This is a genomic window from Streptomyces sp. NPDC057010 (assembly GCF_042673805.1).
Taxonomy (GTDB): domain Bacteria; phylum Actinomycetota; class Actinomycetes; order Streptomycetales; family Streptomycetaceae; genus Streptomyces.
This window is the reverse complement of the sequence record NZ_JBHUSC010000040.1, coordinates 1-23,951: the sequence shown is the minus strand read 5'-3', so window position 1 is coordinate 23,951 and position 23,951 is coordinate 1. Positions and strand designations below refer to the sequence as shown.

The 23,951-nt window shown below is 71.9% G+C and carries 25 protein-coding genes and 1 riboswitch; of the genes, 13 read left to right on the top strand and 12 right to left on the bottom strand.

The genetic code is table 11. From position 1 onward, the window contains the following. Positions 1 to 167 precede the first annotated feature (167 nt). Positions 168 to 1,532, top strand: coding sequence for a class II 3-deoxy-7-phosphoheptulonate synthase (locus ACFTXQ_RS27050; protein WP_382645101.1), 1,365 nt, complete (start codon positions 168 to 170; stop codon positions 1,530 to 1,532). A 157-nt stretch (positions 1,533 to 1,689) separates the two neighbouring features. Next, positions 1,690 to 1,995 (top strand): bacterioferritin-associated ferredoxin, encoded by a 306-nt coding sequence (locus ACFTXQ_RS27045; protein ID WP_382645099.1) that lies wholly within the window; start codon positions 1,690 to 1,692, stop codon positions 1,993 to 1,995. A gap of 20 nt (positions 1,996 to 2,015) precedes the next feature. Here the strand turns inward: ACFTXQ_RS27045 and bfr are convergent, their stop codons facing one another. Beyond that, on the bottom strand, positions 2,016 to 2,492 hold the full coding sequence (gene bfr, locus ACFTXQ_RS27040; protein WP_030707395.1) for a bacterioferritin: 477 nt from the start codon (positions 2,490 to 2,492) through the stop codon (positions 2,016 to 2,018). Positions 2,493 to 2,665: 173 nt separating this feature from the next. Here bfr and ACFTXQ_RS27035 point away from each other — a divergent pair, with 173 nt between their 5' ends. Then, on the top strand, positions 2,666 to 3,298 hold the full coding sequence (locus tag ACFTXQ_RS27035) for a sulfite oxidase-like oxidoreductase (protein WP_382645096.1): 633 nt from the start codon (positions 2,666 to 2,668) through the stop codon (positions 3,296 to 3,298). 7 nt (positions 3,299 to 3,305) lie between these two features. Here ACFTXQ_RS27035 and ACFTXQ_RS27030 read toward each other — a convergent pair whose 3' ends face one another. The 3 genes from ACFTXQ_RS27030 to pknB all read right to left on the bottom strand — a co-directional run bounded on the left by ACFTXQ_RS27030 (position 3,306) and on the right by pknB (position 6,807). Continuing rightward, positions 3,306 to 3,947 (bottom strand): DUF4396 domain-containing protein, encoded by a 642-nt coding sequence (locus tag ACFTXQ_RS27030; protein WP_382645093.1) that lies wholly within the window; start codon positions 3,945 to 3,947, stop codon positions 3,306 to 3,308. 88 nt (positions 3,948 to 4,035) lie between these two features. Further along, a complete protein-coding gene (locus ACFTXQ_RS27025; protein WP_382645187.1) occupies positions 4,036 to 4,893 on the bottom strand; it encodes a deoxyribonuclease IV in 858 nt (285 codons plus the stop codon). 9 nt (positions 4,894 to 4,902) lie between these two features. Continuing rightward, complete coding sequence (gene pknB / locus ACFTXQ_RS27020) at positions 4,903 to 6,807, bottom strand: Stk1 family PASTA domain-containing Ser/Thr kinase (protein WP_382645090.1); 1,905 nt, start codon at positions 6,805 to 6,807, stop codon at positions 4,903 to 4,905. Between the two features lie 588 nt (positions 6,808 to 7,395). Here pknB and ACFTXQ_RS27015 point away from each other — a divergent pair. After that, positions 7,396 to 7,680, top strand: a complete 285-nt coding sequence (locus ACFTXQ_RS27015) for a hypothetical protein (protein WP_382645087.1) — start codon at positions 7,396 to 7,398, stop codon at positions 7,678 to 7,680. Then, positions 7,662 to 8,075, top strand: coding sequence for a DNA-binding protein (locus tag ACFTXQ_RS27010; protein ID WP_382645084.1), 414 nt, complete (start codon positions 7,662 to 7,664; stop codon positions 8,073 to 8,075). Before ACFTXQ_RS27015 ends, ACFTXQ_RS27010 begins: the two co-directional genes overlap by 19 nt. Before the next feature lie 627 nt (positions 8,076 to 8,702). Here the strand turns inward: ACFTXQ_RS27010 and ACFTXQ_RS27005 are convergent. The 3 genes from ACFTXQ_RS27005 to thiO form a co-directional block, all read right to left on the bottom strand. Then, positions 8,703 to 9,497 (bottom strand): thiazole synthase, encoded by a 795-nt coding sequence (locus tag ACFTXQ_RS27005; protein ID WP_382645081.1) that lies wholly within the window; start codon positions 9,495 to 9,497, stop codon positions 8,703 to 8,705. Between the two features lie 5 nt (positions 9,498 to 9,502). Further along, entirely contained in the window at positions 9,503 to 9,751 is a 249-nt protein-coding gene (gene thiS, locus ACFTXQ_RS27000) for a sulfur carrier protein ThiS (protein WP_382645078.1), read from the bottom strand. After that, a complete protein-coding gene (thiO, locus tag ACFTXQ_RS26995) occupies positions 9,748 to 10,932 on the bottom strand; it encodes a glycine oxidase ThiO (protein ID WP_382645075.1) in 1,185 nt (394 codons plus the stop codon). Before thiO ends, thiS begins: the two co-directional genes overlap by 4 nt. Further along, positions 10,930 to 11,042: riboswitch (TPP riboswitch) on the bottom strand. It overlaps the preceding gene by 3 nt. 86 nt (positions 11,043 to 11,128) lie before the next feature. Between thiO and ACFTXQ_RS26990 the strand changes: the two genes are divergently transcribed. The 5 genes from ACFTXQ_RS26990 (at position 11,129) to ACFTXQ_RS26970 (ending at position 15,620) form a co-directional block, all read left to right on the top strand. Beyond that, entirely contained in the window at positions 11,129 to 12,343 is a 1,215-nt protein-coding gene (locus ACFTXQ_RS26990) for an NAD(P)/FAD-dependent oxidoreductase (protein ID WP_382645184.1), read from the top strand. A gap of 211 nt (positions 12,344 to 12,554) precedes the next feature. After that, entirely contained in the window at positions 12,555 to 12,920 is a 366-nt protein-coding gene (locus ACFTXQ_RS26985) for an Rv2175c family DNA-binding protein (protein ID WP_382645074.1), read from the top strand. 77 nt (positions 12,921 to 12,997) lie between these two features. Then, a complete protein-coding gene (gene thiE / locus ACFTXQ_RS26980; RefSeq protein ID WP_382645071.1) occupies positions 12,998 to 13,636 on the top strand; it encodes a thiamine phosphate synthase in 639 nt (212 codons plus the stop codon). Between the two features lie 110 nt (positions 13,637 to 13,746). Further along, positions 13,747 to 14,661 (top strand): methylenetetrahydrofolate reductase [NAD(P)H], encoded by a 915-nt coding sequence (gene metF, locus ACFTXQ_RS26975; RefSeq protein ID WP_382645068.1) that lies wholly within the window; start codon positions 13,747 to 13,749, stop codon positions 14,659 to 14,661. A gap of 44 nt (positions 14,662 to 14,705) precedes the next feature. After that, positions 14,706 to 15,620, top strand: coding sequence for a hypothetical protein (locus ACFTXQ_RS26970; protein WP_382645066.1), 915 nt, complete (start codon positions 14,706 to 14,708; stop codon positions 15,618 to 15,620). 37 nt (positions 15,621 to 15,657) lie between these two features. On the opposite strand, the gene ACFTXQ_RS26965 is transcribed toward ACFTXQ_RS26970, so the two are convergent. From ACFTXQ_RS26965 to ACFTXQ_RS26945, 5 genes are all read right to left on the bottom strand, one after another. Further along, the gene (locus ACFTXQ_RS26965; RefSeq protein ID WP_382645065.1) at positions 15,658 to 17,076 is read right to left on the bottom strand and encodes a phytoene desaturase family protein; all 1,419 of its coding nucleotides are present in this window, start codon (positions 17,074 to 17,076) and stop codon (positions 15,658 to 15,660) included. 23 nt (positions 17,077 to 17,099) lie between these two features. Then, complete coding sequence (locus ACFTXQ_RS26960; RefSeq protein WP_382645063.1) at positions 17,100 to 17,726, bottom strand: DUF4126 domain-containing protein; 627 nt, start codon at positions 17,724 to 17,726, stop codon at positions 17,100 to 17,102. A 94-nt stretch (positions 17,727 to 17,820) separates the two neighbouring features. Continuing rightward, complete coding sequence (locus tag ACFTXQ_RS26955; protein WP_382645061.1) at positions 17,821 to 18,222, bottom strand: DUF3040 domain-containing protein; 402 nt, start codon at positions 18,220 to 18,222, stop codon at positions 17,821 to 17,823. Positions 18,223 to 18,489: 267 nt separating this feature from the next. After that, positions 18,490 to 19,248: a methyltransferase gene (locus tag ACFTXQ_RS26950; RefSeq protein ID WP_382645059.1), complete on the bottom strand. Its 759-nt coding sequence runs from the start codon at positions 19,246 to 19,248 to the stop codon at positions 18,490 to 18,492. A gap of 88 nt (positions 19,249 to 19,336) precedes the next feature. Next, the gene (locus ACFTXQ_RS26945) at positions 19,337 to 19,867 is read right to left on the bottom strand and encodes an SAV_6107 family HEPN domain-containing protein (RefSeq protein WP_382645057.1); all 531 of its coding nucleotides are present in this window, start codon (positions 19,865 to 19,867) and stop codon (positions 19,337 to 19,339) included. A 207-nt stretch (positions 19,868 to 20,074) separates the two neighbouring features. Between ACFTXQ_RS26945 and ACFTXQ_RS26940 the strand changes: the two genes are divergently transcribed. From ACFTXQ_RS26940 to ACFTXQ_RS26930, 3 genes are read left to right on the top strand one after another with little or no spacing between them, the layout of a single operon-like run. Then, positions 20,075 to 20,869 carry an ATP-binding cassette domain-containing protein gene (locus ACFTXQ_RS26940; protein ID WP_382645055.1) on the top strand — a complete coding sequence of 265 codons (795 nt, stop codon included), beginning with the start codon at positions 20,075 to 20,077 and terminating at the stop codon, positions 20,867 to 20,869. Further along, positions 20,841 to 22,928, top strand: a complete 2,088-nt coding sequence (locus ACFTXQ_RS26935; RefSeq protein ID WP_382645053.1) for a YhgE/Pip family protein — start codon at positions 20,841 to 20,843, stop codon at positions 22,926 to 22,928. Before ACFTXQ_RS26940 ends, ACFTXQ_RS26935 begins: the two co-directional genes overlap by 29 nt. Before the next feature lie 29 nt (positions 22,929 to 22,957). Further along, entirely contained in the window at positions 22,958 to 23,587 is a 630-nt protein-coding gene (locus tag ACFTXQ_RS26930; protein WP_382645051.1) for a TetR/AcrR family transcriptional regulator, read from the top strand. Positions 23,588 to 23,951: the final 364 nt, after the last annotated feature.

The following is a 23,951-nucleotide window of genomic DNA, read 5'->3' as shown; positions in this document are numbered from 1 at the left end:
GCGCGTACATGCGGGGCACCTTAGCCCAGAGCGGCGTCCGGGCGCAGGATCCGTCTCATGGCGCGGGATGAACCATGGATTCCGTATCAATCGGTGTCGTCTGCCTTCGAGCCACCGCCGTCTCACCTGGTGGTCGCTGGGCCGGACGTGACCAATGACGCCGTAATGTGTACGAGGTGACCGTGAACGCTGAAACCCAAGCCCTCGCCGCCAAGGCGACCTGGCGAGACCTTCCCGCGGCGCAGCAGCCTTCGTACCCCGATGCCGAGGCTCTGCGCGCTGTCGTCGCGGACCTCGAGTCGTATCCTCCGCTCGTCTTCGCGGGCGAGTGCGACCAGCTGCGTGCCCGTCTGGGAGCCGTCGCCAAGGGCGAGGCGTTCCTGCTGCAGGGCGGCGACTGTGCCGAGGCCTTCGACGCCGTGTCCGCCGACCACATCCGCGCCAAGCTGAAGACCCTGCTCCAGATGAGCGCCGTCCTGACGTACGCGGCCTCCGTGCCCGTCGTGAAGGTCGGCCGCATCGCGGGCCAGTACTCCAAGCCGCGCTCCAAGGACACCGAGACCCGCGACGGCGTCACCCTGCCGACCTACCGCGGCGACTCCGTCAACGGCTTCGCCTTCACCGAAGAGGCCCGGATCCCGGACCCCGAGCGGCTCAAGCGCATGTACCACGCGTCGGCCTCGACGCTGAACCTGGTGCGCGCCTTCACCACCGGTGGCTACGCCGACCTGCGCCAGGTGCACGCCTGGAACCAGGACTTCGTGAAGTCCTCCCCGTCCGGGCAGCGCTACGAGCAGCTCGCGCGGGAGATCGACAACGCGCTGAACTTCATGAAGGCCTGTGGCACCGACCCGGCCGAGTTCAAGGCCGTCGAGTTCTACGCCTCCCACGAGGCGCTGCTGCTCGACTACGAGGGTGCGCTGACCCGCACCGACTCGCGGACCGGCAAGCTGTACGACACCTCCGGCCACATGGTCTGGATCGGTGAGCGTACCCGCCAGCTGGACCACGCGCACATCGAGTTCTGCTCGCAGATCGCCAACCCGATCGGCATCAAGCTCGGCCCGACCACCACGGTGGACGAGGCGCTGACGTACATCGACCGCCTGGACCCCGAGCGCGAGCCGGGCCGGCTGACCTTCGTCGTCCGCATGGGCGCCGACAAGGTCCGCGACAAGCTCCCCGAGCTGGTCGAGAAGGTCACGGCCTCGGGTGCGACCGTCGCCTGGGTCACCGACCCGATGCACGGCAACACCTTCGAGGCGGCCTCCGGCCACAAGACGCGCCGTTTCGACGACGTGCTCGACGAGGTCAAGGGCTTCTTCGAGGTCCACAAGGCGCTGGGCACCCACCCGGGCGGCATCCACGTCGAGCTCACCGGTGACGACGTCACCGAGTGCGTGGGTGGCGGCGACGAGATCTTCGTCGACGACCTGCACCAGCGCTACGAGACGGCCTGCGACCCGCGGCTCAACCGCAGCCAGTCCCTGGACCTGGCGTTCCTGGTCGCCGAGATGTACCGCGACCAGTAAGCAGCAGCCTGTGACGATGGGGCGCGGATCGATGTGATCCGCGCCCCATCGCCGTATCCGGGTCTTTTAGGGAACCCTAACTTTAGGTACGGTTAGGTAAGCCTCACCGATCTAGGGGATGGCTGGCCGAACCATTCCGCCCAGGGAGGTGAACCGCGTGTACGTCTGCTCTTGCTTCGGCATCACCGACAAGCAGGTCAAGGAGCACGCGGCGGCCGGTGCCTGCACCCCGCGCCAGATCGCCTCGGCCACCAAGGCCGGCACCGACTGCGGCTCCTGCGTGCGCACCATCCAGGGGATACTCGGCCGCGGGGCCTGCCCGCGCCGGGAACTGGTGGAGAAGGGCAACGCGGCGGCCGTGCTCGCAGCCGACCCGGGTCTGGGTTCCGCACCCGCGCCCGCGCCCTCGCCGGTGCTGACGTCCGTGCCCGCGCCCTCGCCGGTGCTGGCGGATGCCGCCTGACGCACCACGCCTGACCGCTGCTAGCTCGGCTGCTCGATCAGCTGTGCGATGTACAGCGGCTCGCCCAGGGACTCGATGAGCTCCAGCTGGGTGTCGAGGTAGTCGATGTGGTGCTCCTCGTCCTCCAGGATCTCCTCGAAGAGGCGGGCGGAGGTGATGTCGCCCTTGCCCCGCATGACCTCGATACCGCGCTTGAGGCGGTCGATCGCCTCGACCTCGACCTGCCGGTCCGCCTGGAACATCTCCGTGATCGTCTGCCCGACGCGCACGTGGAAGAGGCGCTGGTAGTTCGGCAGTCCGTCGAGCATCAGGATGCGCTCGGTGATCTTGTCCGCGTGCTTCATCTCGTCGATGGACTCTTCACGCGTGTACTTGGCGAGCTTGGTCCAGCCCTTGTTGTCCTGGATGCGGTAGTGCAGCCAGTACTGGTTGATGGCCGTCAGCTCGCCGGTCAGCTGCTCGTTCAGAAACTCAAGGACCTCGGGGTCGCCCTGCATCGCAGAGGCTCCTTCCAGGCAATGTCAGCCACGTGACGGGGTAGGTGGGCGCATCCTTGCACCGCCACCGGGGGTCGTCCAGTAAGTGCCTCCTTAGTGCGAGTTACCGTGACTTGCCCGAATCGGCCGGGAGCTGGTCATGACCACCCCGCGGCGTCTGTCACCATGGATGCATGGGTCAGCCGGAAAGCCGGGAATCTCCGGGAGCAGAGCAGCTGGAGCTTCCACCGGGGCAGCGGTTGCAGCGGGGCTGGCCGGTCACCCACTACGGTCCCGTGCCCAAGTTCAAGCCGGACCGCTGGGAGTTCCGCGTCTTCGGTGCGACGGCCGACGGTGACAAGCACTGCTGGAACCACGAGGAGTTCACGGCCCTGCCCTTCGACTCCGTCGTGGCGGACCTGCACTGCGTGACGAAGTTCAGCATGCCGGGCGCCGAATGGGGCGGTGTCCTCGCCCGTACGATCCTCGCCCTCGCGCCGCCGGCGCCGCAGGTCACGCACGTGATGGTGTGGGCCGAGTACGGCTTCAGCTCCAACATGCGGCTGGCCGACTTCTCCTCCGAGCGGACCGTCTTCGCCACCCACCAGGGCGGTGAACTGCTCACCGCCGAGCACGGGTTCCCGCTGCGGCTCGTGGTTCCCCACCTGTACGCCTGGAAGGGCCCCAAGTGGGTCCGCGGCGTCGAGTACATGACCGCCGACCGCCGCGGCTTCTGGGAGGAGCGGGGCTACCACAACATCGGCGACCCCTGGCGCGAGCAGCGCTACTCGTACCAGGAGGAGCCGGGGGACGGCCCCGAGCTGTAGCTCCTGCTCAGTGGTGGTACTGGTGGACCACCGCGTGCCCCTTGCCGCGGCCGATCATCCACTTGTTGACCGGGGTCGTGATCACGAAGGCGGCCGCCAGGGCGATCGCCAGGACGATCCAGAACAGTGCCTCCGACAGGTGCGCGTCCATCGCGCCCGGCCATAGGGCGATCACGCCGTTGTCGATCAGCTCCATGACGGCGATCGACAGGGTGTCCGCGGCGAGCGCCACCCGGATGGCCGTACGGAGGTCAACACCCGCCGCGAGGATGCCGCGCAGGGTGAGCGCGTAACCGAAGAAGAACGCGAGCACGATCGCCAGGACCATCGTGCCGGCGTTCCCCCAGCCCAGTGCGGTGCCGATGATCATGCCGAGCACCTCGCCGATGGCGCACCCGGTGAGGCAGTGGAGGGTGGCCTTGGCAGCCATGGCCCAGCTGACGGGGCCGTGGGCGTGGGCGTGGCCCTGGCCCTGGCCCTGGCCCTGGTGTTCCTGCCCGTGGTGGCCGTGATGCCCTTGATGTTCGTGGTGCTCGTGGTGCTCGTGCCCGTGTTGCTGGTGCTGCGCGTGCTGTTCGTGCTGCGCGTGGTCACCGTGGTGCTCGTGGTGGCCCTGGTGCTCTTCGTGATGCGCGTGTGCGTGGTTCATCGAAGCCCCCTGGAAACGCCGGATAACGGTCCTGCGGATAAGCAGAACCGTATACCCCCATGGGGTATTCCTCAAGGGGTCGAGTGGATCACTCCGGGCCGCGCAGCTCCTTCAGCAGCGCCACGTCCGCGGCGTGCCCCTCCTTGCCGCCGGGCGTCTCGATGATCAGCGGGACGCCGTCCATCGCCGGGTGCGTGAACAGCTCGGCGAAGGCCTCGCGGCCGATGTGACCCTGGCCGATGTTGGCGTGCCGGTCCTTGTGGGCGCCGACGCCCTCCTTGGAGTCGTTCGCGTGGACGAGTTTCAGCCGGCCCTCGCCGACCGTGTCCACCAGCAGGTCCAGCGTCTGCTTGGAGCCGCCCGGCTCCGCCAGGTCGTGACCGGCGGCGAAGATGTGACAGGTGTCGAGGCAGATCCCCAGCTTCGGGTGGTGGTCGAGCGCCTCGAAGTACGGCCCGAAGTCCCAGGTCCGCGAGCACAGCGAAGAGCCCTGGCCGGCCGTGGACTCCAGCAGCAGGAAGGGGTCGTCGTCGTGCGTCAGCTCGTCCAGCAGCGGCAGCATGTGCTCCCTGACCTGCGCGTACGCCACCTCGCGGGGGCGGCCGCCGGTGGCCGAGCCGGTGTGGACCACCACCCCGAGCGCACCGATCTCCCGGCCCCGGCGCAGCGAGTGGCGCAGGGACTCCACCGACTTCTCCACGGTCGCCTCGGTGTGCGAGCCGAAGTTGATCAGGTACGGCGCGTGCACGTACGCCGGGACGGACTCGGCCGCGCACTGCTCCCGGAAGAGGGCGTCCTGCTTCGGATTGCCGGCCGGGGTGGCCCAGCCGCGGGGATTGGCGACGAAGACCTGGACGGCCTCGGCGCCCATCTCCCGGGCGTACGTCAGCCCGACCGAGGCGAGGCCGCCCGCGACGGGGACGTGCCCGCCCACTGGATTGCGTATCACTGCTGCTTACAGTCCCTTGGTCCGGATGGTGATCGTGCTGCCCTCGGGTGCGTTCTGCCCTACGGGCACCGACTGGGCGTCCACGGTGTTGCTGAAGGAGAGGAAGGGCCGGTCCACCTTCACCTTGAAGCCCGCGGCCTCCAGGGCCTTGCGGGCCACTTCCACGTCCTGGCCGGTCACGTTCGGGACCGGGAGCTGGCGGGGACCCTTGGAGACGGTCAGCGTGACCGTGTCCCCGGTCGCGGCCTGGGTACCGGCGGCGACCGACTGGTTGGCGACCGTACCGGCCGGAGAGGGGGAGTTGACCTGCTCGGGGGCCGTGGCGACCTTCAGGCCGAGGCCCTCCAGGGCGGCCCGGGCCTGCTCGAAGGGGAACCCGGCCACGCTCGGCACCTGCACCGGGCGGCCCTTGCTGACCACGAGCGCGACGGCCGTGTCGGGGGCCCGCTTCTCGCCGCCCACCGGGTCCGAGGCGATTACCGAGCCCTGGGCGACGTCCTGGCTGAAGGCCAGGGTCACCATGCCGGGGGCCAGCCCGGCGTTCGTCAGCTCGGTCTTGGCCTCCTCCAGCGGGCGGCCCTTGAGGTTGGGCACGGCCACGACCTGGGGGCCGCGGGAGATGGTGATCTTCACCGCGCCGTTGCCGCGGATGCGCTTGCCGCCCGCCGGGTCGCTGTCCATCACCGTCCCGCGCTCGAAGGAGTCGCTGAACTTGCGGTCCACGCCCTTCACGCCGAGGCCGGCCGCGGACAGCTGGGAGCGGGCCTGCGCCTCGGTCTTGCCGAGCAGGTTGGGGACCGTCGTGAACTGGCCGGAACTGATGTACCAGACGCCGGTGCCGAGGCCGAGCGCCAGCAGCACGCCGACGACGGCCAGGAGCGTGCCGCGGCCGGGCCGGGTCCGCCGCCGGGACGCCGGGGCCGGGGGAGGCGGCGGGGTGGTCAGGCGCGAGGTGTGCTCGACGGGCTGCTGCGCGGCCACCGGGCGCGGGATCACGCCGGTGCGGTCCTCGGAGACGGACCGCTCCTCGGCCCGGGCCTGCGGAGGGACGGCGTCCAGCTCGGCGTCGCTGAGCCGCAGGCGCGCCTCGCGGGCGAGACCGAGCAGGGCGGCGGCGTCGTGGGGGCGCAGCTCCGGCTTGCGGGCGGTGGCGTGCGCGACGAGCTCGTCGAGGCCGACGGGAAGACCGGGGACCACCGCCGACGGGGGCGGGACGTCCTCGTGGAGGTGCTGGTAGAGCACCTGAGCGGGAGTGCCGCCGGTGTGCGGCTTGGCGCCGGTGAGCATCTCGTACAGCACGACACCGCAGGCGTAGACGTCCACGCGGGTGTCGGCGACGCCGTTCTCGATCTGCTCGGGGGCGAGGTAGGAGACGGTGCCGAGGACCGACCCGGTGGTGTTGGTGACGGAGTCGACGGACCGCACCAGCCCGAAATCCGCCACCTTGACCCGGCCGTCGTCGCCGATCAGGACGTTCTCGGGCTTCATGTCACGGTGGACGAACCCGGCGCGGTGCGCGGCACCGAGCGCGGCGAGGACGGGCTCGACGATGTCGAGGGCGGCCCGGGGCTGGAGCGCACCGCGCTCGCGCAGCACGTCGCGCAGGGTGCAGCCGGAGACGTACTCCATGGCGAGGTACGTGTACGGGCCGTCGGTGCCCTGGTCGAAGACGGCGACGACGTTCGGGTGCGCGAGGCGGGCCACGGACTTCGCCTCGCGGATGAACCGGTCGACGAAGGCGCCGTCGGCGGCGAGCGCGGGGTGCATCACCTTGAGGGCGAGGACCCGGTCGAGGCGGGTGTCGACGGCCCGGTAGACCGTGGCCATGCCGCCGGCCGCGATGCGGGCGTCGACGCGGTAGCGGCCGTCGAGCACGCGCCCGACGAGGGGGTCATCCAGGGTCGTATCCACCCGCCGATTCTATTGGCGCCCCACACCACCCCGACCCGACCGGGTCGCCTTGCAGCTCAGCTGTGACGTGGGGGCGGGGGGCGGGTGGGGGTCGGTAGCCGAGTGGAGGGCATCAGAGAAGGTTTGGGGGTTTCCCGTCAGTCTCATCGTCCTTCCGTGTCGGCCCGGCCTGTCAAGGGCGCTCCTCCTTCGTCGTCGCGTCGCTTCGCGATGGCCTTCGGCCACCCTTGACAGACCGGCCCGCCACGGAAAAACGAAGACTGCCGGGAAGCCCCCAAAGGAACGGGCCGGGTCAGACGCATTCACACGGGGAGCGCTAGGGAGCCAATCCCCGCTCCCGAGCCCAGCCCACCACACCAAACAGCGCCCAGAAGCCATCGGGAGGGGCGGGCGCGTCAGATCGCTACGCGCTTCTCCCATCTCAGCGTCCGCCGCCCGTCTTGGGCTGGTCCAACCCGCACCAAACAGCGGCCACAAGCACCTCGCGGGGCAGTGGGCGCATCAGATCGCTACGCGCTCCTCACATCTCAGCGTCCGACGGGCGGCCGGGGCAGGCACCCTTTCCTACTTCTTTGATACTTTGGAAGGGTGTCTGAGGCGACGTACGGCATTGGCGAGGGCCCGGCGGCCAGAGTGAGTCTCTCGTTGCCCGAAGGGACGGCTGAGGCGATTCGGTCGCGGGTGGGCAAGCGTGAGTTCTCCGCGTTCGTCACTGCGGCGGTCGAGCGGGAGCTGAGGGGCCAGATCCTTGACGAGTATCTGGCTGACTATGAGCTGCGGCGCGGACCTCTCACCCCGGAATCCCAAGAGGCAGCCCGGCGCGTATTCGACGAGATCTTCGCGGAAGGCGACGAATGGCCCGCCGCAAGCTGACCCGCGAAGGCACCCTGCTTCTGGACAGCGAGGGCTTGTCAAAGCTGCTCAACGACGAGGAGCCCGTCGTGGCCCTCGTCGCCGAAGCACGCAGCCGTGGCATGGAGGTCGTGCTCTGCGCACTCACGATCATCGAGGCAGTGCATGCGCGGACCGACAAGGCTCGTTTGAACTGGATCCTTTCCGGTGTGCGGGTGGTTTCCGTAGGTGACGAGGAGGCACGAGCAGCCTCGGCGCTCCTGATGGAGACGGGGCTCCACGGTCACAAGTACGCGATCGACGCAGCTGTCGCGGAGGCCGCACTGCGGCAACGACGCCCCGTAGTCCTCCTGACGTCGGATGTCGACGACATGACGAAACTCTGCGGCAGCCGAGTGCACATCGTCGGAGTCTGAGTCACCCGCCCCCAGCAACTCCCGACGGCCGTCGGACGCTGAGATGCGAGGAGCGCGTAGCGATCTGATGCGCCCACCGCCCCGCGAGGTGCTTGTCGCCGCTGTTTGGTGCGGGTTGGACCAGCCCCGGACGGGCGGCGGACGCTGAGACGTGAGGAGCGCGTAGCGATCTGACGCGCCCGCCGCTCCCGGGGTGGTTCTGGCGGGTGTTTGGTGTGGGTGGGCTGGGCTCGGGAGCGGGGGATTGGGTCTCTGGCGCTGCTCGTGTGGATGCGTGGGACCCGTGGACCGTTCTTTTGGGGGGTTCCCGTCGGTCTTCGTTTTTCCGTGGCGGGTCGGTCTGTCAAGGGTGGCCGTAGGCCATCGCGAAGCGACGCGACGACGAAGGAGGAGCGCCCTTGACAGGCCGGGCCGACGCGGAAGGACGATGAGACTGACGGGAAACCCCCAAACCCTCCCTGGTACCGGGTGATCGGGTCCCGAACTCCGCCGTCCCGACCTGCCGGTCGGCTTGGCTGAGCGCGATGCGGAGGTGACCGACCCCGCTCGGCAGGTGGGCAGCCGCCGCCCCGCCGAGGCGGTGAGACGGGGCGGGGGCCCCGCCCGTGCGGGAACCCGTACGCCCCCTCAGAACGCCGGTCGCTCCGGGTCCAGGGTCGCCCGGCCGTCCGTCGGGGACGAGGCGTGGGCGAAGCGGCGTTGGGGGATGCGGCCCGCGCGGTGGGCGAGGCGGCCCGCCGAGACGGCGTCGCGCATCGCCGCCGCCATCAGGACCGGCTCCTGGGCGCGGGTCACCGCCGAGGCCAGCATCACCGCCGCGCAGCCCAGTTCCATGGCCAGGGCGGCGTCCGAGGCCGTGCCGGCCCCCGCGTCGAGGATCACCGGGACCCCCGCCCGCTCCACGATCAGCTCGAAGTTGTGCGGGTTGCGGATGCCCATGCCGGAGCCGATCGGCGAGCCGAGCGGCATGATCGCCGCGCACCCGACGTCCTCCAGCTTGCGCGCGAGCACCGGGTCGTCGTTCGTGTACGGGAGGACCGTGAAGCCCTCGTCGACCAGGATCTCGGCGGCGTCCAGCAGCTCGACGCCGTCGGGCAGGAGGGTCCGCTCGTCGGCGACCACCTCCAGCTTGATCCAGTCGGTGCCGAGCGCCTCGCGGGCCAGCCGGGCCGTGAGCACGGCCTCGCCCGCCGTGAAGCAGCCCGCGGTGTTCGGGAGGACGGCGATGCCCAGCTTGGACAGGACCGACAGGACGGAGCCCTGGACCGTCGGGTCCAGGCGGCGCATCGCCACGGTGGTGAGCTCGGTGCCGGAGGTGACCAGGGCCCGTTCCAGGACGTCCAGGCTCGGCGCCCCGCCCGTGCCCATGATCAGCCGGGAGGAGAAGGTCCGGTCGCCGAGGGTGAAGAGGTCGTCTGCCATGCCGCTCAGCCTCCCTGGACCGCGGTCAGGATCTCGACCCGGTCGCCCTCGTCCACCGGCGTGGCCGGCCACTGCCTGCGCGGGACCACGGTCTCGTTGAGCGCCGCGGCCACGCCCGAGGGGGCCGTGGTCAGCGTGGCGACCACCGCGTCGAGCGTGGTGCCGTCCGCGACCTCGCGCGCCTCGCCGTTGACGGTGATGGAGACCGAGTCGGACGCGGACCCGGACCCGGACCCGGGAAAGAGGACAGTCATGCGAACGACTCCTGTCGTGCGGCGGAGAACCGGCGGGGGGTGAAGGGGCGCGCGACGTCCGGCAGTTCGCCGGTGGTCAGCAGCTCCGCCATGACCTCGCCCGTGAGCGGGGTCAGTAGCACCCCGTTGCGGTAGTGCCCGGTGGCCAGGTGCAGGCCCGGCAGGTCGGTCGGGCCCAGCAGGGGGGCGTTGTCGGGGGAGCCGGGCCGCAGTCCCGCCCGGGTTTCGGTGAGGGGGAGTTCGGTGATGCCGGGCACCAGCTCGTGGGCGTCGCGCAGGAGTTCGTAGACCCCGCCCGCGGTGACCGTGGTGTCCCAGCCGAGTTCCTCGCTGGTGGCGCCGATGACGAGTTCGCCGTTCTCGCGCGGCACCAGGTAGACGTGGCTGCCGCGCACGACCGCCCGTACCGTGCGGGACAGGAACGGCGCGTAGGCGGCGGGCACGGTGAGCCGCAGCACCTGTCCCTTGACGGGCCGTACGGGGGCCGTGACCTCCGGCGGTACGCCCGCCAGCCGGCCGCTGAGCGAGCCCGCCGCCAGGACCACCTGGTCGGCGCGCAGCTCCGTACCGTCGTCGAGGACCGCGCCGGCGGCCCGGTCGGCGGTGACGAGCAGCCGTTCCGCGGCCGCCCGGTGGAGGGTCACCCCGGCGCCCTCGCAGGCGGCCAGCAGGGCGGCCGCGAGCCGGCGGGGGTCGACCTGGTGGTCGCCGTCCACGCGCAGGCCGCCGCGGACGCCCGGGGCGAGCATCGGCTCCAGGCGGCGGCACTCGCGGCCGGTGAGCCACTCGGACTCCAGGCCGCAGCGGCGCTGCAGGGCGTGGAGCTCGCGCAGGTGGAGCCGGTCGTCGGCGTCGAGGGCGACGGCGAGGGTGCCGCAGGCGCGGTAGCCGATGTCCATGCCGCCGCTCGCGTCGGCGAGCTCGGCGGTGAACGCCGGGTAGCGCTCGGCGGAGGCGAGGCCGAGGCCCAGCAGGGACTCCTCGCCGTAGTGCAGTTCGGTGACGGGGGCGAGCATGCCGGCCGCGACCTGGGCGGCTCCGCCGCCGGGCGCCGGGTCGGCGAGTACGGTGCGCAGCCCCCGCCGCGTCGCCTGCCAGGCCGTGACCAGGCCGATGATGCCGCCCCCGATGACGAGGACGTCGGATCCGTTTCGTCCGGATCCCTTCTGGGATGAGTGCATGGGCGTCCAGCCCCTCCCTTCGCCGGCATGACCCGGATCAGGTTCGTACGGTCGGAGGCCGGCCAGCCTCCCTCTCAGCCCGGTGCGCCCGGACTCCCGCGATAGGTACGGTGGCCAGACTAACCCCGCCGCGGACGGCGGGTAAGGGGCACCTCTTCCTGACGGACCGTCAGATGATTAGGCTGTGCGGATGATCATGCATATGGAACAGACCGAGAACGGCGTGGTGATCGTCGGCGCCGGAATGGCCGGGGTGCAGACCGCGGTCGCCCTCCGGGAGCAGGGCTTCACCGGCCCCGTGACCCTCCTGGGCGCCGAGCCCCACCAGCCCTACGACCGGCCCCCGCTGTCCAAGGCGGTGCTGCTCGGCAAGGCCGAGGACTCCGCCTTCGACGTGGACTTCGAAGGGCTCGGCATCGAGCTCAGGCTCGGTACGGAGGTCACCGGCCTGCGGGCCGCCGACCGCGAGCTGGACACCGAGGCGGGCCCGGTCCCGTACGGGATCCTCGTCCTGGCGACCGGCGCCGAACCGCTCACCCTCCCCGGCACCGGCGGCGTTCCCGGCGTACACCTGCTGCGCACCCTGGACGACGCGGCGCGCCTGCGCCCGGTCCTCGCCGAGGCGCCCTCGACGGTGGTCGTCGGGGCGGGCTGGATCGGCGCCGAGTTCGCCACCGCCGCCCGCGAGGCCGGCTGCGCGGTGACCGTGGTCGAGGCCGCGGACCGGGTCCTGGCCGGGGTGATGCCCGCCGAGGTCGCCGAGTCCATGGCGGGCTGGTACGCGGAGTCCGGCGCCGAGCTGATCACCGGCGCCAAGGTCGCCGGGATCGAGGAGGGCCGGGTCCTGCTGGCCGACGGGCGCACCCTGCCCGCCGGCGCCGTGGTGGTCGGCATCGGTGCCCGCCCCGCCACCGGATGGCTGGCCGGGACCGGCGTGGAGCTCGGCCCCGACGGCGCGGTCGTCGCCGACGAGTACCTGCGCACCTCGCTGCCCGGGGTCTACGCGGTCGGCGACTGCGCCTCCTTCCCCTCCGGGCGGTACGGGAAGCGGCTGCTCGTGCACCACTGGGACAACGCGCTCCAGGGGCCCCGCGCGGTCGCCAGGAACATCCTGGCCGGAGAGCCGGTCCAGGTCTACGACCCGGTCCCGTACTTCTGGTCGGACCAGTTCGGGCGCTTCGTCCAGTACGCCGGCCACCACGCCGGCGCCGACACCATGCTCTGGCGCGGGGACCCGGCCGACCGCACCTGGTCGGTGTGCTGGCTGCGCGACGGCGCCCTGGTCGCGGTCCTGGCCGTGGGCCGCCCGCGCGACGTGGCGCAGGGCCGCAAGCTCATCGAGACGGGCGTGGCGGTGGACCCGTCGAAGGTCGCCGACCCGGCGGTCCCGCTGAAGTCGGCCGCGGCGTAGCGGCTCCGGACAGGGGGCGGGGTCGGGGGCCGCTGCGCGGAGCCGGTCCCCGCCCCGCCCCTTCTCCGTTTCCTGGGCTCTGCCCAGACCCGCGCCTCAAACGCCGGCGAGGCTGGATGCGGCTGAGCCCCAGGGCGGCCCCCGGCCCCCCGTGACCCGGACGGGGCGGCTCGGGTACCGGCGGCCGATCCGAGGTGGCAGGCTTGTGCCCGTGACCGAGATTGACGCAAAGATCGATGCCCTAGTCCCCTCCTGGCTGTACCTCCCCGACATCGCGGAGATGCTCGACATCGAGGTGACCCGGGTCCGCCAGATGGTCAAGGAAGGGCAGCTGATCGCCGTACGCAGGGGCGAGAACCGTTCCCTGCAGGTACCGGCCCCCTTCATCGACGGCGACAAGGTCGTCAAGGGACTCGTCGGTCTGCTGACCGTGCTGCGCGACGACGGCTTCTCCGACGAGGAGATCCTGGAGTGGCTCTTCACGGCGGACCCGACCCTGCCCGGCACCCCCGCCCAGGCGCTGAGCGAGAATCGCGGCACGGAGGTCAAGCGCCGCGCCCAGGCGCTCGCCCTCTGACCTGATCCGCATCCGCTCCACCGCGGTGTACGGGCCCCCGGGGTCCGTACACCGCCTCCATCACGGGGGGTACACCCATGCAGCAGCTGTCCGACGCCCGGCTCTACCTGTGCACGGACGCCCGTAAGAAGCAGGGTGACCTCTCCGAATTCCTCGACGCCGTCCTGGCCGGCGGAGTGGACATCGTCCAGCTCCGCGACAAGGGCATGGAGGCCGGCGAGGAGCTCGAACACCTCCAGGTCTTCGCCGAGGCCGCCCGCCGCCACGGCAAGCTCCTCGCCGTGAACGACCGCGCCGACGTCGCCCACGCCATCGGCTCCGACGTGCTGCACCTGGGCCAGGGCGACATCCCGGTCCCCGCCGCCCGCGCCATCCTCGGCGAGCGCGTGCTGATCGGCCGTTCCTGCCACGCGGAGGCCGAGGTCGACGCGGCCGTCGCCGAGCCCGGCGTGGACTACTTCTGCACCGGCCCCTGCTGGCCCACCCCCACCAAGCCCGGCCGCTACGCCCCCGGCCTCGGGCTGGTCCGGTACGCGGCCTCCCTGGAGCAGGACCGGCCCTGGTTCGCCATCGGCGGCATCGACGCCACGAATCTGGACGAGGTGCTGGACGCCGGAGCCACCCGCGTGGTGGTCGTCCGCGCCCTCACCGAGGCCACCGACCCCGGTGCGGCCGCCGCCGACCTGGCCAAGCGCGTCCGCGCCCGCCTCGCCTAGGACGGCGGGACGCGCCCGGACGGCGTTCGTCCGGGCGGCATCTGTCCAAAAACGTGTCCAAAAGATGGACGCCGCTTCGACGCCCGCCGACCCCCGTCTAACCTGCCCGTATGGCCCACGGCACCTCTTCCACCTGGTCGGACCGCGCACACACGGTCCGCGACCTCCTCGCGTCCGGGCGCTCGTACTCCTTCGAGTTCTGGGCCCCGAAGACCGAGAAGGGCGAGCGCAACCTCTGGAACGCGCTCCGCCGGATCGAAGCGGTGTCCCCGAGCTTCGTCTCCGTCACGTACGGGGCCGGCGGCTCCACCCGGGGCGGCACCGTCCGCGCCACCCAGCAGATCGCCGCGGACACCACGCTGACCCCCGTCGCGCACCTCACCGCCGTGGACCACTCGGTCGCCGAGCTGCGCAACGTCATCGGGCAGTTCGCCGACGCGGGCATCCGGAACATGCTCGTCCTGCGCGGAGACCCGCCGGGCGACCCCATGGGCGAGTGGATGGCGCACCCCGAGGGCGTGCACTACGCCGCGGACCTCGTCCGGCTCGTCAAGGAGTCCGGGGACTTCTGCGTGGGCGTCGCGGCCTTCCCCGAGATGCACCCGCGTTCGACGGACTGGGACACGGACATCCGGCACTTCGTGGACAAGTGCCGCGCCGGCGCCGACTACGCCATCACCCAGATGTTCTTCGATCCGGAGAATTATCTGCGGCTGCGCGACAGCGTCGAAAAGGCGGGCTGCGAGACCCCGATCATCCCCGAGGTCATGCCTGTTGTGGGCATCAAGCAGTTCGACCGGCTGCCCCAGCTCACCAACGCGGTCTTCCCCGCGGACGTGAAAGAACGCATGCTCGCGGTCAAGGACGACCCGGCCGCTGTACGCTCCATTGGCATCGAGTTCGCCACGGAGTTCTGCGCGCGGCTGCTGTCCGAGGGTGTCCCAGGGCTGCACTTCATCACGCTGAACAATTCCACGGCGACTCTCGAGATCTACGAGAACCTGGGCCTGCACCAGCGGGCCTGACCGGCCGTACCCTTGGGCGTCGGCCGTACCGAGAGGGGCCATGCATGGGTATGACGGTCCTCTACATCGCGTTCGGCTTCGTCGCGCTGTGGTTGCTTGCCGAGGTCCTGATGCAGTACAAGGCCCGGCTCCGCTGGCGCCTGCTCGCCTTCACCGGTTTCCTCGGCGTCGTCGCCGGGGTGGTCCTGCCGTCGGTGCCGGTCATCGGCGCCGGCGCGGCCGCGTTCGCCCTGGGCCAGACCCTGGTGACGCTCTCCTTCCGCAAGGGCTTTGTGGCCGGCTGGGCGCTGCGCCGCGGCGGCGAGCCCGTACGGCAGTCCCGGCGCCGCAGGTCGGGCGCTGCGCGCCCGGAGCCGGCGCTGGAGGTCACCGCGCTCGAGTACGAGCCGGAGTCCGCTGCCGATCGCGATCCGGACCCGGCGTACGCGTCCCCGTACGGGTCGAGGGACGCGGCCGCAGCGGCGGCCGAGGAGGTCTACCGCCCGGAGCCGGTGCCCGAGGAGACCGGGTCCTACGGGATCCAGAGCTTCGCCCCGCAGAGCCCCGACGCCGGCCAGACGGCGGCCTTCGCCTCGCCGTTCACCACGGCCGAGCAGGACGCCCACCAGTACGCCCCGTACTACGACCCCTCCTACCAGGCGGGTCAGGGCGGGTACGACTACTCCGCCGGCTACCCGACGGGCGACCAGCAGCAGGTCTACGCCGCCTACTCCGACCCGTACATCGGCACGGGCGGCTCCATCCCGCCCCAGCCGTACGACTACACCCCGTACGGCGGCTACGGGGCCGGGCAGGGGCAGGAGCAGTACTCCATGGACACCCCGCCCGGCGGGGTCTGGGTCCCGCAGCAGCGGTCCACCGACGAGTACGGGCGGCCCTACCCGGCGGAGGGGCAGCCCGAGGCCCCGCCGCAGTACCCGTACCCCCAGCAGGGCGAGTACGAGCAGTACCGCTACTAGGCCGTCTCTTCCGTCCGGGCGGCGACGGCCTCCAGGCTCACTGCGAGCCGCGGAACTGCCCGCCCTCCACGATCAGTCCGGCCACCAGGGCCCCGGTCATCCCGGCGTGCGGCAGCCCGCCGCCGGGATGCGCCCAACCGCCCGCCAGGTACAGGCCGGGCACGGCGCCGGTGTTGGCGGGGTACAGCAGCCGGCCCCCGGCGCCCGCGAGGGCAGGCGGGGGCACCGCGCCGCCGAGCGCGCCCGTCGCCGCCTCGACGTCGGCGGGGGTGCGGACCTCCTGCCACAGCAGCCGCTCCCGCAGCTGCGGTACGGCCCGTTCGGCGAGCCCCAGCAGCTCCTCGGGCGCCGGGGTGTCCTGCGGACCGCACACCGCGCTCACCGTCACCGCCTCGTGCTCCGCGTCGGGCCGGGTGGTGGGGTCGTCCGGGCGCAGCACGGTGACCAGGGGCCCCGGGGAGTGCACGAGGGTGCGGTGCGCGGCCCCGGCCGGGCGGCCGCCGCGCAGCGCGAGGAGGAGCGTCAGCCGGCTGGGCACGCCCATCCCGCGGGCGGGGACCGCGCCCTGCGTCCGGGGGAGTGAAGGGGCCGCCAGCAGCCGCGGGTCGATGCCACAGACGACGTGATCGGCGGCCACCTCGGTGCCGTCGGCCAGCAGCAGACCGCAGGCCCGGCCCTCCGCGGTCCGGACCTCCCGGACCTCCGCCCCGAAGACGAACTCCACCTTCCGCTCCCGGCAGCGCCCGTACACGGCGGTGGCCAGCGCCCGCATTCCGCCGCGCACGTACCAGCTGCCGAAGGTCTGCTCCATGTACGGCAGTACGGAGGCCGAGCCGGGGGCCCAGGCGGGGTCGATCCCGTACGCGCGCACCAGGCCGGTCAGCAGCTCCCCGAGGCCGCCGCCGAGTTCGCGGGCGGCCACCTCGGCGAGGGTCGGCGTGCGGCGGCGCAGCAGGCCGCTCTTGCGCAGCGCGGGGTAGGGGTCGTTGCCGAGCGCCTGCCGGTCGGGGCGCAGCGGCTCCTCCAGCAGTGGGCGGCGGGTGGCGTCCCAGGCGTCCCGGGCCCGGCCCAGCATGCCGTTCCAGCGCTCGCCGGCGCCCGCGCCGAAGGCGGTGTCGAGGGCGGCGGCGACCCCGCCGTGCGAGGCGCCGGGCAGGGCGACGTCGATGCCGTGGTGGGGGAGGACGTGGCGGACGGCCGGGTCCACCTGGACCATGTCGACGCAGTCCTCCAGGGACCGCTTGCCGGTCTTCACGAACAGGTCGCGGTAGACGGCGGGCAGGTGGAGCAGCCCCGGCCCGGTGTCGAAGGCGAACCCGTCGCGCTCGTACCGGCCGACCGCGCCGCCGTACGTCGTCCCGCGCTCGTACACCGTCACCTGGTGCCCTGCCACGGCCAGCCGGGCCGCCGTCGCCATCGCGCCCATCCCGGCGCCGATCACCGCAATTCGTGCCATGCGGCTGAGCCTATCGAGGGAGGTCAGGGGGGTGGCGCGGTGGTGTGCGCGCGGGCCTCGGCGGCGAGCCGCTTCTCCTCGTGGCGCTGGGCCCGGCGCCGCAGGAAGCGGCGGATCCGGGTCCAGAGGAAGACGAGTATGGCCAGCCCGACGGCCAGCAGGACGGCCGCGATGATCGCGGCGGCCTCGGGGTTGAACATCGCGAAGGTGACGAGGCCGGCCACGCCGAGGTCCTCGGCGATGCTCATCGCCACGTTGGTGAACGGCTCGGGCGAGGTGTTGATCGCCATCCGGGTGCCGGCCTTGACGAAGTGACTGACCAGCGCCGTGGAGCCGCCCACCGCACCGGCGGCGATGTCGGAGAGCGAGCCGCTCTGCCCGGCCAGCAGCGCGCCGATCACCGCACCGGACACGGGGCGGATCACCGTGTGGACGGCGTCCCATATCGAGTCCACGTACGGGACCTTGTCGGCGACGGCCTCGCACAGGAACAGCGCCGCCGCGACGATCAGCACGTCGGTGCGCTGCAGCGCCGTGGGGACGTCGTCGGTCAGGCCGGTCCGGCCGAAGATGCCGAGCAGGAGGACCACGGCGTAGGCGTTGATCCCACTGGCCCAGCCGCTGGTGAAGACCAGAGGGAGCACACTCATCGGATCATCATGCCGTACGCGGAGCCGCACGCAGAGCAGTGAGGGGACGGCCGCGCGGAAGCGGCCGTCCCCTCACTCACGATGTCCGGGGCTGCTACTGCCCCTGTTCGTCACGGCGGCGCTGCCACCGTTCCTCGATGCGGGTCATCATCGACCGACGCTGCCGGTTCTGGCCACGGGCCGAACCACCTGCACTTCCGGAGGCGGGCTGCTCTCCAGGCTTGGGTGCTTTGCGCCAACCGGTGACCACGAGGACCGTGCAGCCCAGCATGACGAGGAAACCCACCACGCTGATCCAGAGCACGTTCGGAATGATCACACCGGTCATGAGGAGCGCGATACCCACCACAATGCCCGCGACTGCCTGGTAGACCCGTCGCCGGGTGTACGTACGCAGTCCGCTTCCCTCAAGCGCTGTCGCGAACTTGGGATCTTCGGCGTACAGCGCTCGCTCCATCTGCTCGAGCATTCGCTGCTCGTGCTCCGAGAGCGGCACGGGAGTCCTCCTCATCCGTCGGTCGCGGGGGGTAGCGACCAGGGGTCCCCTTCAGGATAGGCGGGGAATCGCCCCCGTGACACCCGCCCTCTACGCCGCGTTCCAAAAAGCAAAACCACTGCGCAGAACCGTACCGCCGCGGGAGCGGTCACTGAGGCGCTTATTCCCCAGTGGCCCGTTCACCATGCCGGTCACTGCCCCGATCATACGGTCCCGGCCGTCGTATCGGAGGGTGTGTGGCCGACTCCGTCCGAGGAAGATCGCAGATCAGGCCTGCTTCTCGCCGAGCACGTGCAATTGCGTGGCGACCGCGTGGAAGGCGGGCAGCTCGGCGGCGGCCTCCTCCAGTCGCAGCAGCGCCTCGACCGCGCCCGGTTCGGTGTCCACCAGGACGCCCGGAACGAGGTCGGCGAAGATCCGTACGCCGTGGACGGCGCCGACCTCCAGACCGGCCCCGCCGACCAGCTCGGAGAGCTGCTCGGCGGTGAAGCGGCGCGGCACCGGGTCGCCGGATCCCCAGCGGCCGGCCGGGTCGGTCAGGGCCGTACGGGCCTCCGTGAAGTGCCCGGCCAGCGCGCGGGCGAGCACGGCCCCGCCGAGGCCGGCGGCGAGCAGGCTGAGCGTGCCGCCGGGGCGCAGGGCCGCGACGGCATTGGCCACGCCTTCGGCCGGGTCGTCCACGTATTCCAGAACGCCGTGGCACAGCACCACGTCGTACGCGTCCCGCTCGACGACATCCAGCAGGCCCTGGGCGTCGCCCTGGACGCCGCGGACGAGGTCGGCGACACCGGCCTCGGCCACCCGGCGCTCCAGCCCGAACAGCGCGTTCGGGCTGGGGTCGACCACGGTGACCCGGTGGCCCAGGCGGGCCACCGGCACGGCGAACTTGCCGGTGCCGCCACCGGTGTCGAGCACGTCCAGCACATCCCGCCCGGTCGCCTTCACCCGGCGGTCGAGGGCCTCCTTGAGGACCTCCCACACCACGGCGGTGCGGAGAGAGGCACGGGGGCGGGAAGTGTCCGACACGGCTGTTGGCTCCTCGGCGCGGTAGGGAAGGGGCGCGTGGTGCGGGCCCCCTTCCGCCCTACCCTATTGCCTTCCGTCGCCGGTCAGCTCATCCCGCGTCGGGTCGCTGCGGCCGTGGCCGGGGCCGTGGCTGCGGCAGGGTCTGCCCCGGAGTCCGGACCCCGTTCTCGTCGAGGGTCGGATGCGCCGGCGGGATGGCGAGCATCCGCTCCACCAGGCGCAGGAACATCGACACGGCCCGCACCAGATCGTCCGCCTCCCGGGCGCCGGCCGCGCCCGGTATCCCCGCCTCGGCCCGGGCCCGCCGGGCCGCGCCGGAGGCGAAGAGCGCGCTCCACTCCGTCAACTCCGGCGCTATCTCCGGCAGCACCTCCCACGCGCTGCGGATCCGGGGCCGCCGCCGCGGGTGCACCGGTTCGGGCCGCCCGCGCGCGGCGAGCACGGCCGCTGCGGTGCGCAGCGCGGCGAGGTGGGCGGTGGCGTACCGCTCGTTGGGCCGGGCCAGCCGGGCGGCCTCGGCCAGGCCGCTGTGGGCCTTGGCGAGCAGGTCGAGCGCGGCCGGCGGAGCCGACGACCTCCGCAGGACGGGGTGGACAGGGGACGGGGACGGTGTGGCCATGACGAACCTCCTGTCGATGCGTTCGTGCGTGCGGCGCGTTCGCTGAGTCGATGCGCTCCAACCATCGTGACGGCCCCCACTGACAATCGCTCTGACCTGCAGTTTTGTGCTCACGGACGAGGTAACTGCCCCCTCCTGCCCACGTGGTGCCCCGGAAGGTGCTAGTTTTTAGACTGACTGGTCAGTTCAAAAGAAGGGGGGACCGGCGTGGACAGCCCGCACGGCGCGGCCGTCAAAGCCGAGGACTTCGGACTCAAGGGCCCGCGCGGCTGGGCCTTCCGGGGAGTCGGCATCGACGCGGCGCCCGGCTCGCTCATCGCGGTCGAAGGCCCCTCCGGCAGCGGTCGCACCTGCCTGCTCCTGGCCCTCACCGGCCGGATGAAGCCCACCGAGGGCCACGCCGAGATCGGCGGCCACCGGCTGCCGAAGAAGATGGCCGCGGTCCGCCGGACCGCCGCCCTCGGCCCGGTCGCCGGGGTCAACGACCTCGACCAGGCCCTCACCGTCGCCGAACAGCTGCGCGAGGGAGCCCTGCTGGAGCGCCGCTACGAGGGCCCCGTCCGCGCCCTGCTGCGCCCCCGGGGTGAGCGCCGCACCGCAACCCAGGCCCGGATCGATGCCGCCCTCGCCGCCGCGGGACTGGACCTCGCCACCCTGCCCAAGGGCCCGCGCACCTCCGTAAGGGACCTCGAACGCCTGGAGGCCGTACGGCTGTCCGTGGCCATCGCCCTGCTGGGCTCCCCGCGGCTGCTGGCCCTCGACGACCTCGACCTCAAGCTCTCGGACGCCGAACGGGCCGAGGCCTGGGAGCTGCTCCGCTCCCTCGCCGCCGCCGGCACCACCGTGCTCGCCGTGTGCAGCAAGGCACCGGCCGACGCCCTGGTCCTGCGGACCGCAGCCGCGGACACCGAACCCGGGGACGCCGAACCCGCGGACACCGAAGACGTGAACGACGACACGAAGGGGGCGGACGATGCGCTCGCCGAAGCTGGCCGCGCTTGAGCTGAAGCGGTTCGGGCGGGGGAAGCTGCCCGCGGCCGCCCTCATCGCGCTGCTCCTGATCCCGCTGCTCTACGGAGCCCTGTACCTCTGCTCCTTCTGGGACCCGTACAAGCGCCTCGACAAGGTGCCCGTCGCCCTCGTCAACGCCGACAAGGGCACGACCGTCGACGGCAAGAGGATCGACGCCGGCGGCGAGATCACCAAGAAGCTCCACGCCAGCAAGACCTTCGACTGGCGCGAGGTGAGCGCCGCGGAGGCGGCGAAGGGCCTGGAGCAGGGCACGTACTACCTGTCCCTCACCATGCCCGCCGACTTCAGCGCGAAGATCGCCTCCAGCTCCGGCGACGACCCCACCACCGGGGCCCTCCAGGTCCGCACCAACGACGCCAACAACTACATCGTCGGCTCCATCTCGCGCACCGTCTTCTCCGAGGTCCGCGCGGCGGCCTCCACCAACGCCTCCCGCGGCTTCCTCGACAAGATCTTCGTCAGCTTCTCCGACCTGCACGACAAGACCGCCCAGGCCGCCGACGGCGCCGACCGGCTCAAGGACGGCGCGGGCAAGGCCCAGCAGGGCGCGAAGGACCTCGCCGACGGCCTCGACACGGCCAAGGAGAAGACCGGCGAACTCACCGGCGGCCTGAAGAAGCTGGACACCGCCGCCGGGCAGCTGGAAACCGGCTCGAAGCAGGTCGCGGACGGCACGCAGGCGCTCGCCGACAAGGTCAACGGCGCCGCCGCCAAGGCCCGCCCCTTCGTCAAGGACCCCAAGAACCTGGCCGACACCGCCAAGCTGGTCGCCGACACCGCCAAGGTCGTCAACAACCACCTCGACAAGTTCGCCGAGAAGGCCCCGGCCGCCGCCTCCGCCGCCAAGAAGGCCTCCACCGGCGCGGACGCGTACTACACCAAGCACTGCCTCACCCCGGGCACGGAGCCGCACCTGGCCTCCTGCCCCGAACTGAAGAAGATCAAGGACGACGCGGCCGAGGCGGCCCTCCTCTCCGGTGACGTCAACACCCTCGTCGGCAACACCAACGGCGACGTCTCCAAGCTCCGCACCCAGCTGACCGACCTGGAGAACAAGGCCCGCGAACTCGTCGACAAGGCCCCCGGCCTCGCCGGCGACCTCGACGCGGCCGTCGCCAAGGTCAACGCCCTCAACACCGGCGCCCACAAGGTCGCCGACGGCATGGTCCAGCTGCACGAGGGCATCGGCACCGCCACCGGCGGCTCCGGCGCCATCAACGCCGGCGTCGGCAAGCTCGGCGACGGCGCGCACACCCTCGACAGCGGCATGTACAAGCTCGTCGACGGCACCGGCGAACTCGCCGGCGGCCTGCACGACGGCGCCGGCAAGATCCCGGACTACGACCAGGAGCAGCGCGACACCCGTACGCAGGTCATGGCCGACCCGGTCCGGCTCGCCAACCAGTCCCTGCACAAGGCGCCCAACTACGGCACCGGCTTCGCCCCCTACTTCATCCCGCTCTCCCTCTGGGTCGGCGCGATGGTCGCCTACATGCTGATCGCCCCGATGAACCGGCGGGCCCTGGCCGCGGGCGCCTCGCCCTGGCGGATCGCCTTCGCCGGCTGGCTGCCCGTGGCGGGCATCGGCATCGCGCAGGTGGGTGCGCTGATGTCCGTACTGCACTGGGGACTGGGCCTGGAGATGGCCCGCCCGGCCCTCACCATCGGCTTCCTGATGCTGGTCACCGGCTGCTTCGCCGCGATCGTCCAGTGGCTCAACGCCAAGTTCGGGGCCGCCGGGCGCATCCTGGTCCTCGCCGTGCTGATGCTCCAGCTGACCTCGGCGGGCGGCACCTACCCCGTGCAGACCAGCCCGAGCTTCTTCAACTGGATCCACCCGTACCTGCCGATGTCGTACGTCGTCGAGAGCCTGCGCCGCCTCATCACCGGCGGCGACCTCGCCCCCGTCTGGCAGGGCTGCGCGGTCCTGGTGGCCTTCACGGCCGGCGCCCTGGCGCTCACCGCGCTCGCCGCCCGCGGCAAGCAGGTGTGGACCATGGACCGGCTGCACCCGGAACTGAGTCTGTAAGGAGCGGTTGACCTGTGAGAATCAGCGCCATGGAAAGCAGCACCGGTACGGGCACCGGCGGCGCCCGACGCCAAGCCACCCGCCAGAAGCTCTACGAAGCGGCCGTCACGCTCATCGCCGAGCAGGGCTTCTCCGCGACCACGGTCGAGGAGATCGCCGAGCGGGCGGGCGTCGCGAAGGGCACCGTCTACTACAACTTCGCGAGCAAGAACGACCTCTTCGAGGAACTGCTGCGGCACGGGGTCGGCCTGCTGACCGCCTCGCTGCGGACGGCCGCGGAGGAGACGGAGGCGCGGGGCGGCAGCCGGGTCGAGGCCCTCGACGCCATGATCCGGGCCGGGCTCGTCTTCATCGACCGGTACCCGGCCTTCACCCAGCTCTACGTCGCCGAGCTGTGGCGGACCAACCGGGCCTGGCAGTCCACGCTGATGGTCGTACGGCAGGAGGCGGTGGCCGTCGTGGAGACGGTGCTGCGGGAGGGGGTCGAGCGGGGGGAACTGAGCGCGGAGATCGACGTGCAGCTGACGGCGGCGGCGCTGGTCGGGATGGTGCTGGTGGCGGCGCTGGACTGGCAGTCCTTCCAGAGCGAGCGGTCGCTGGACGACGTGCACTCGGCGCTGTCGCTGCTGCTGCGGGGGCGGGTCAGCGGAAACCGCTGACCGGCGGCACCCCCCGGTCGGCGGTGCCGCCGGGGGCCGCGCAGGCCGTACAACTGGTGGGGCCCGCCGCGGCGACTGAGTATCCGTACCTAGGTGCGGAGATGAGTACGCGTGCGGATGGCTCCCACCTGCGCGAACGCCAGACTGGGGGCAGCGGACAGGAGACCCGGTCCGCACCGCGGACACGGGGCCGCGGAGCGGACCGGGAGCCTCCTCCGCGGTGCGGTACGCCTACGCGGCGGGGCTCGGGGGGATCGAGCCTCGCCGCGTTCGCGCGTCCGCGGGTGCGCCGAAGCTGGGGGGCTCCGCCCGAGGCCCGCGCCATGCCGGTGCGCGGTGCCGTCCCCGGGGCTCCGCCCCGGGC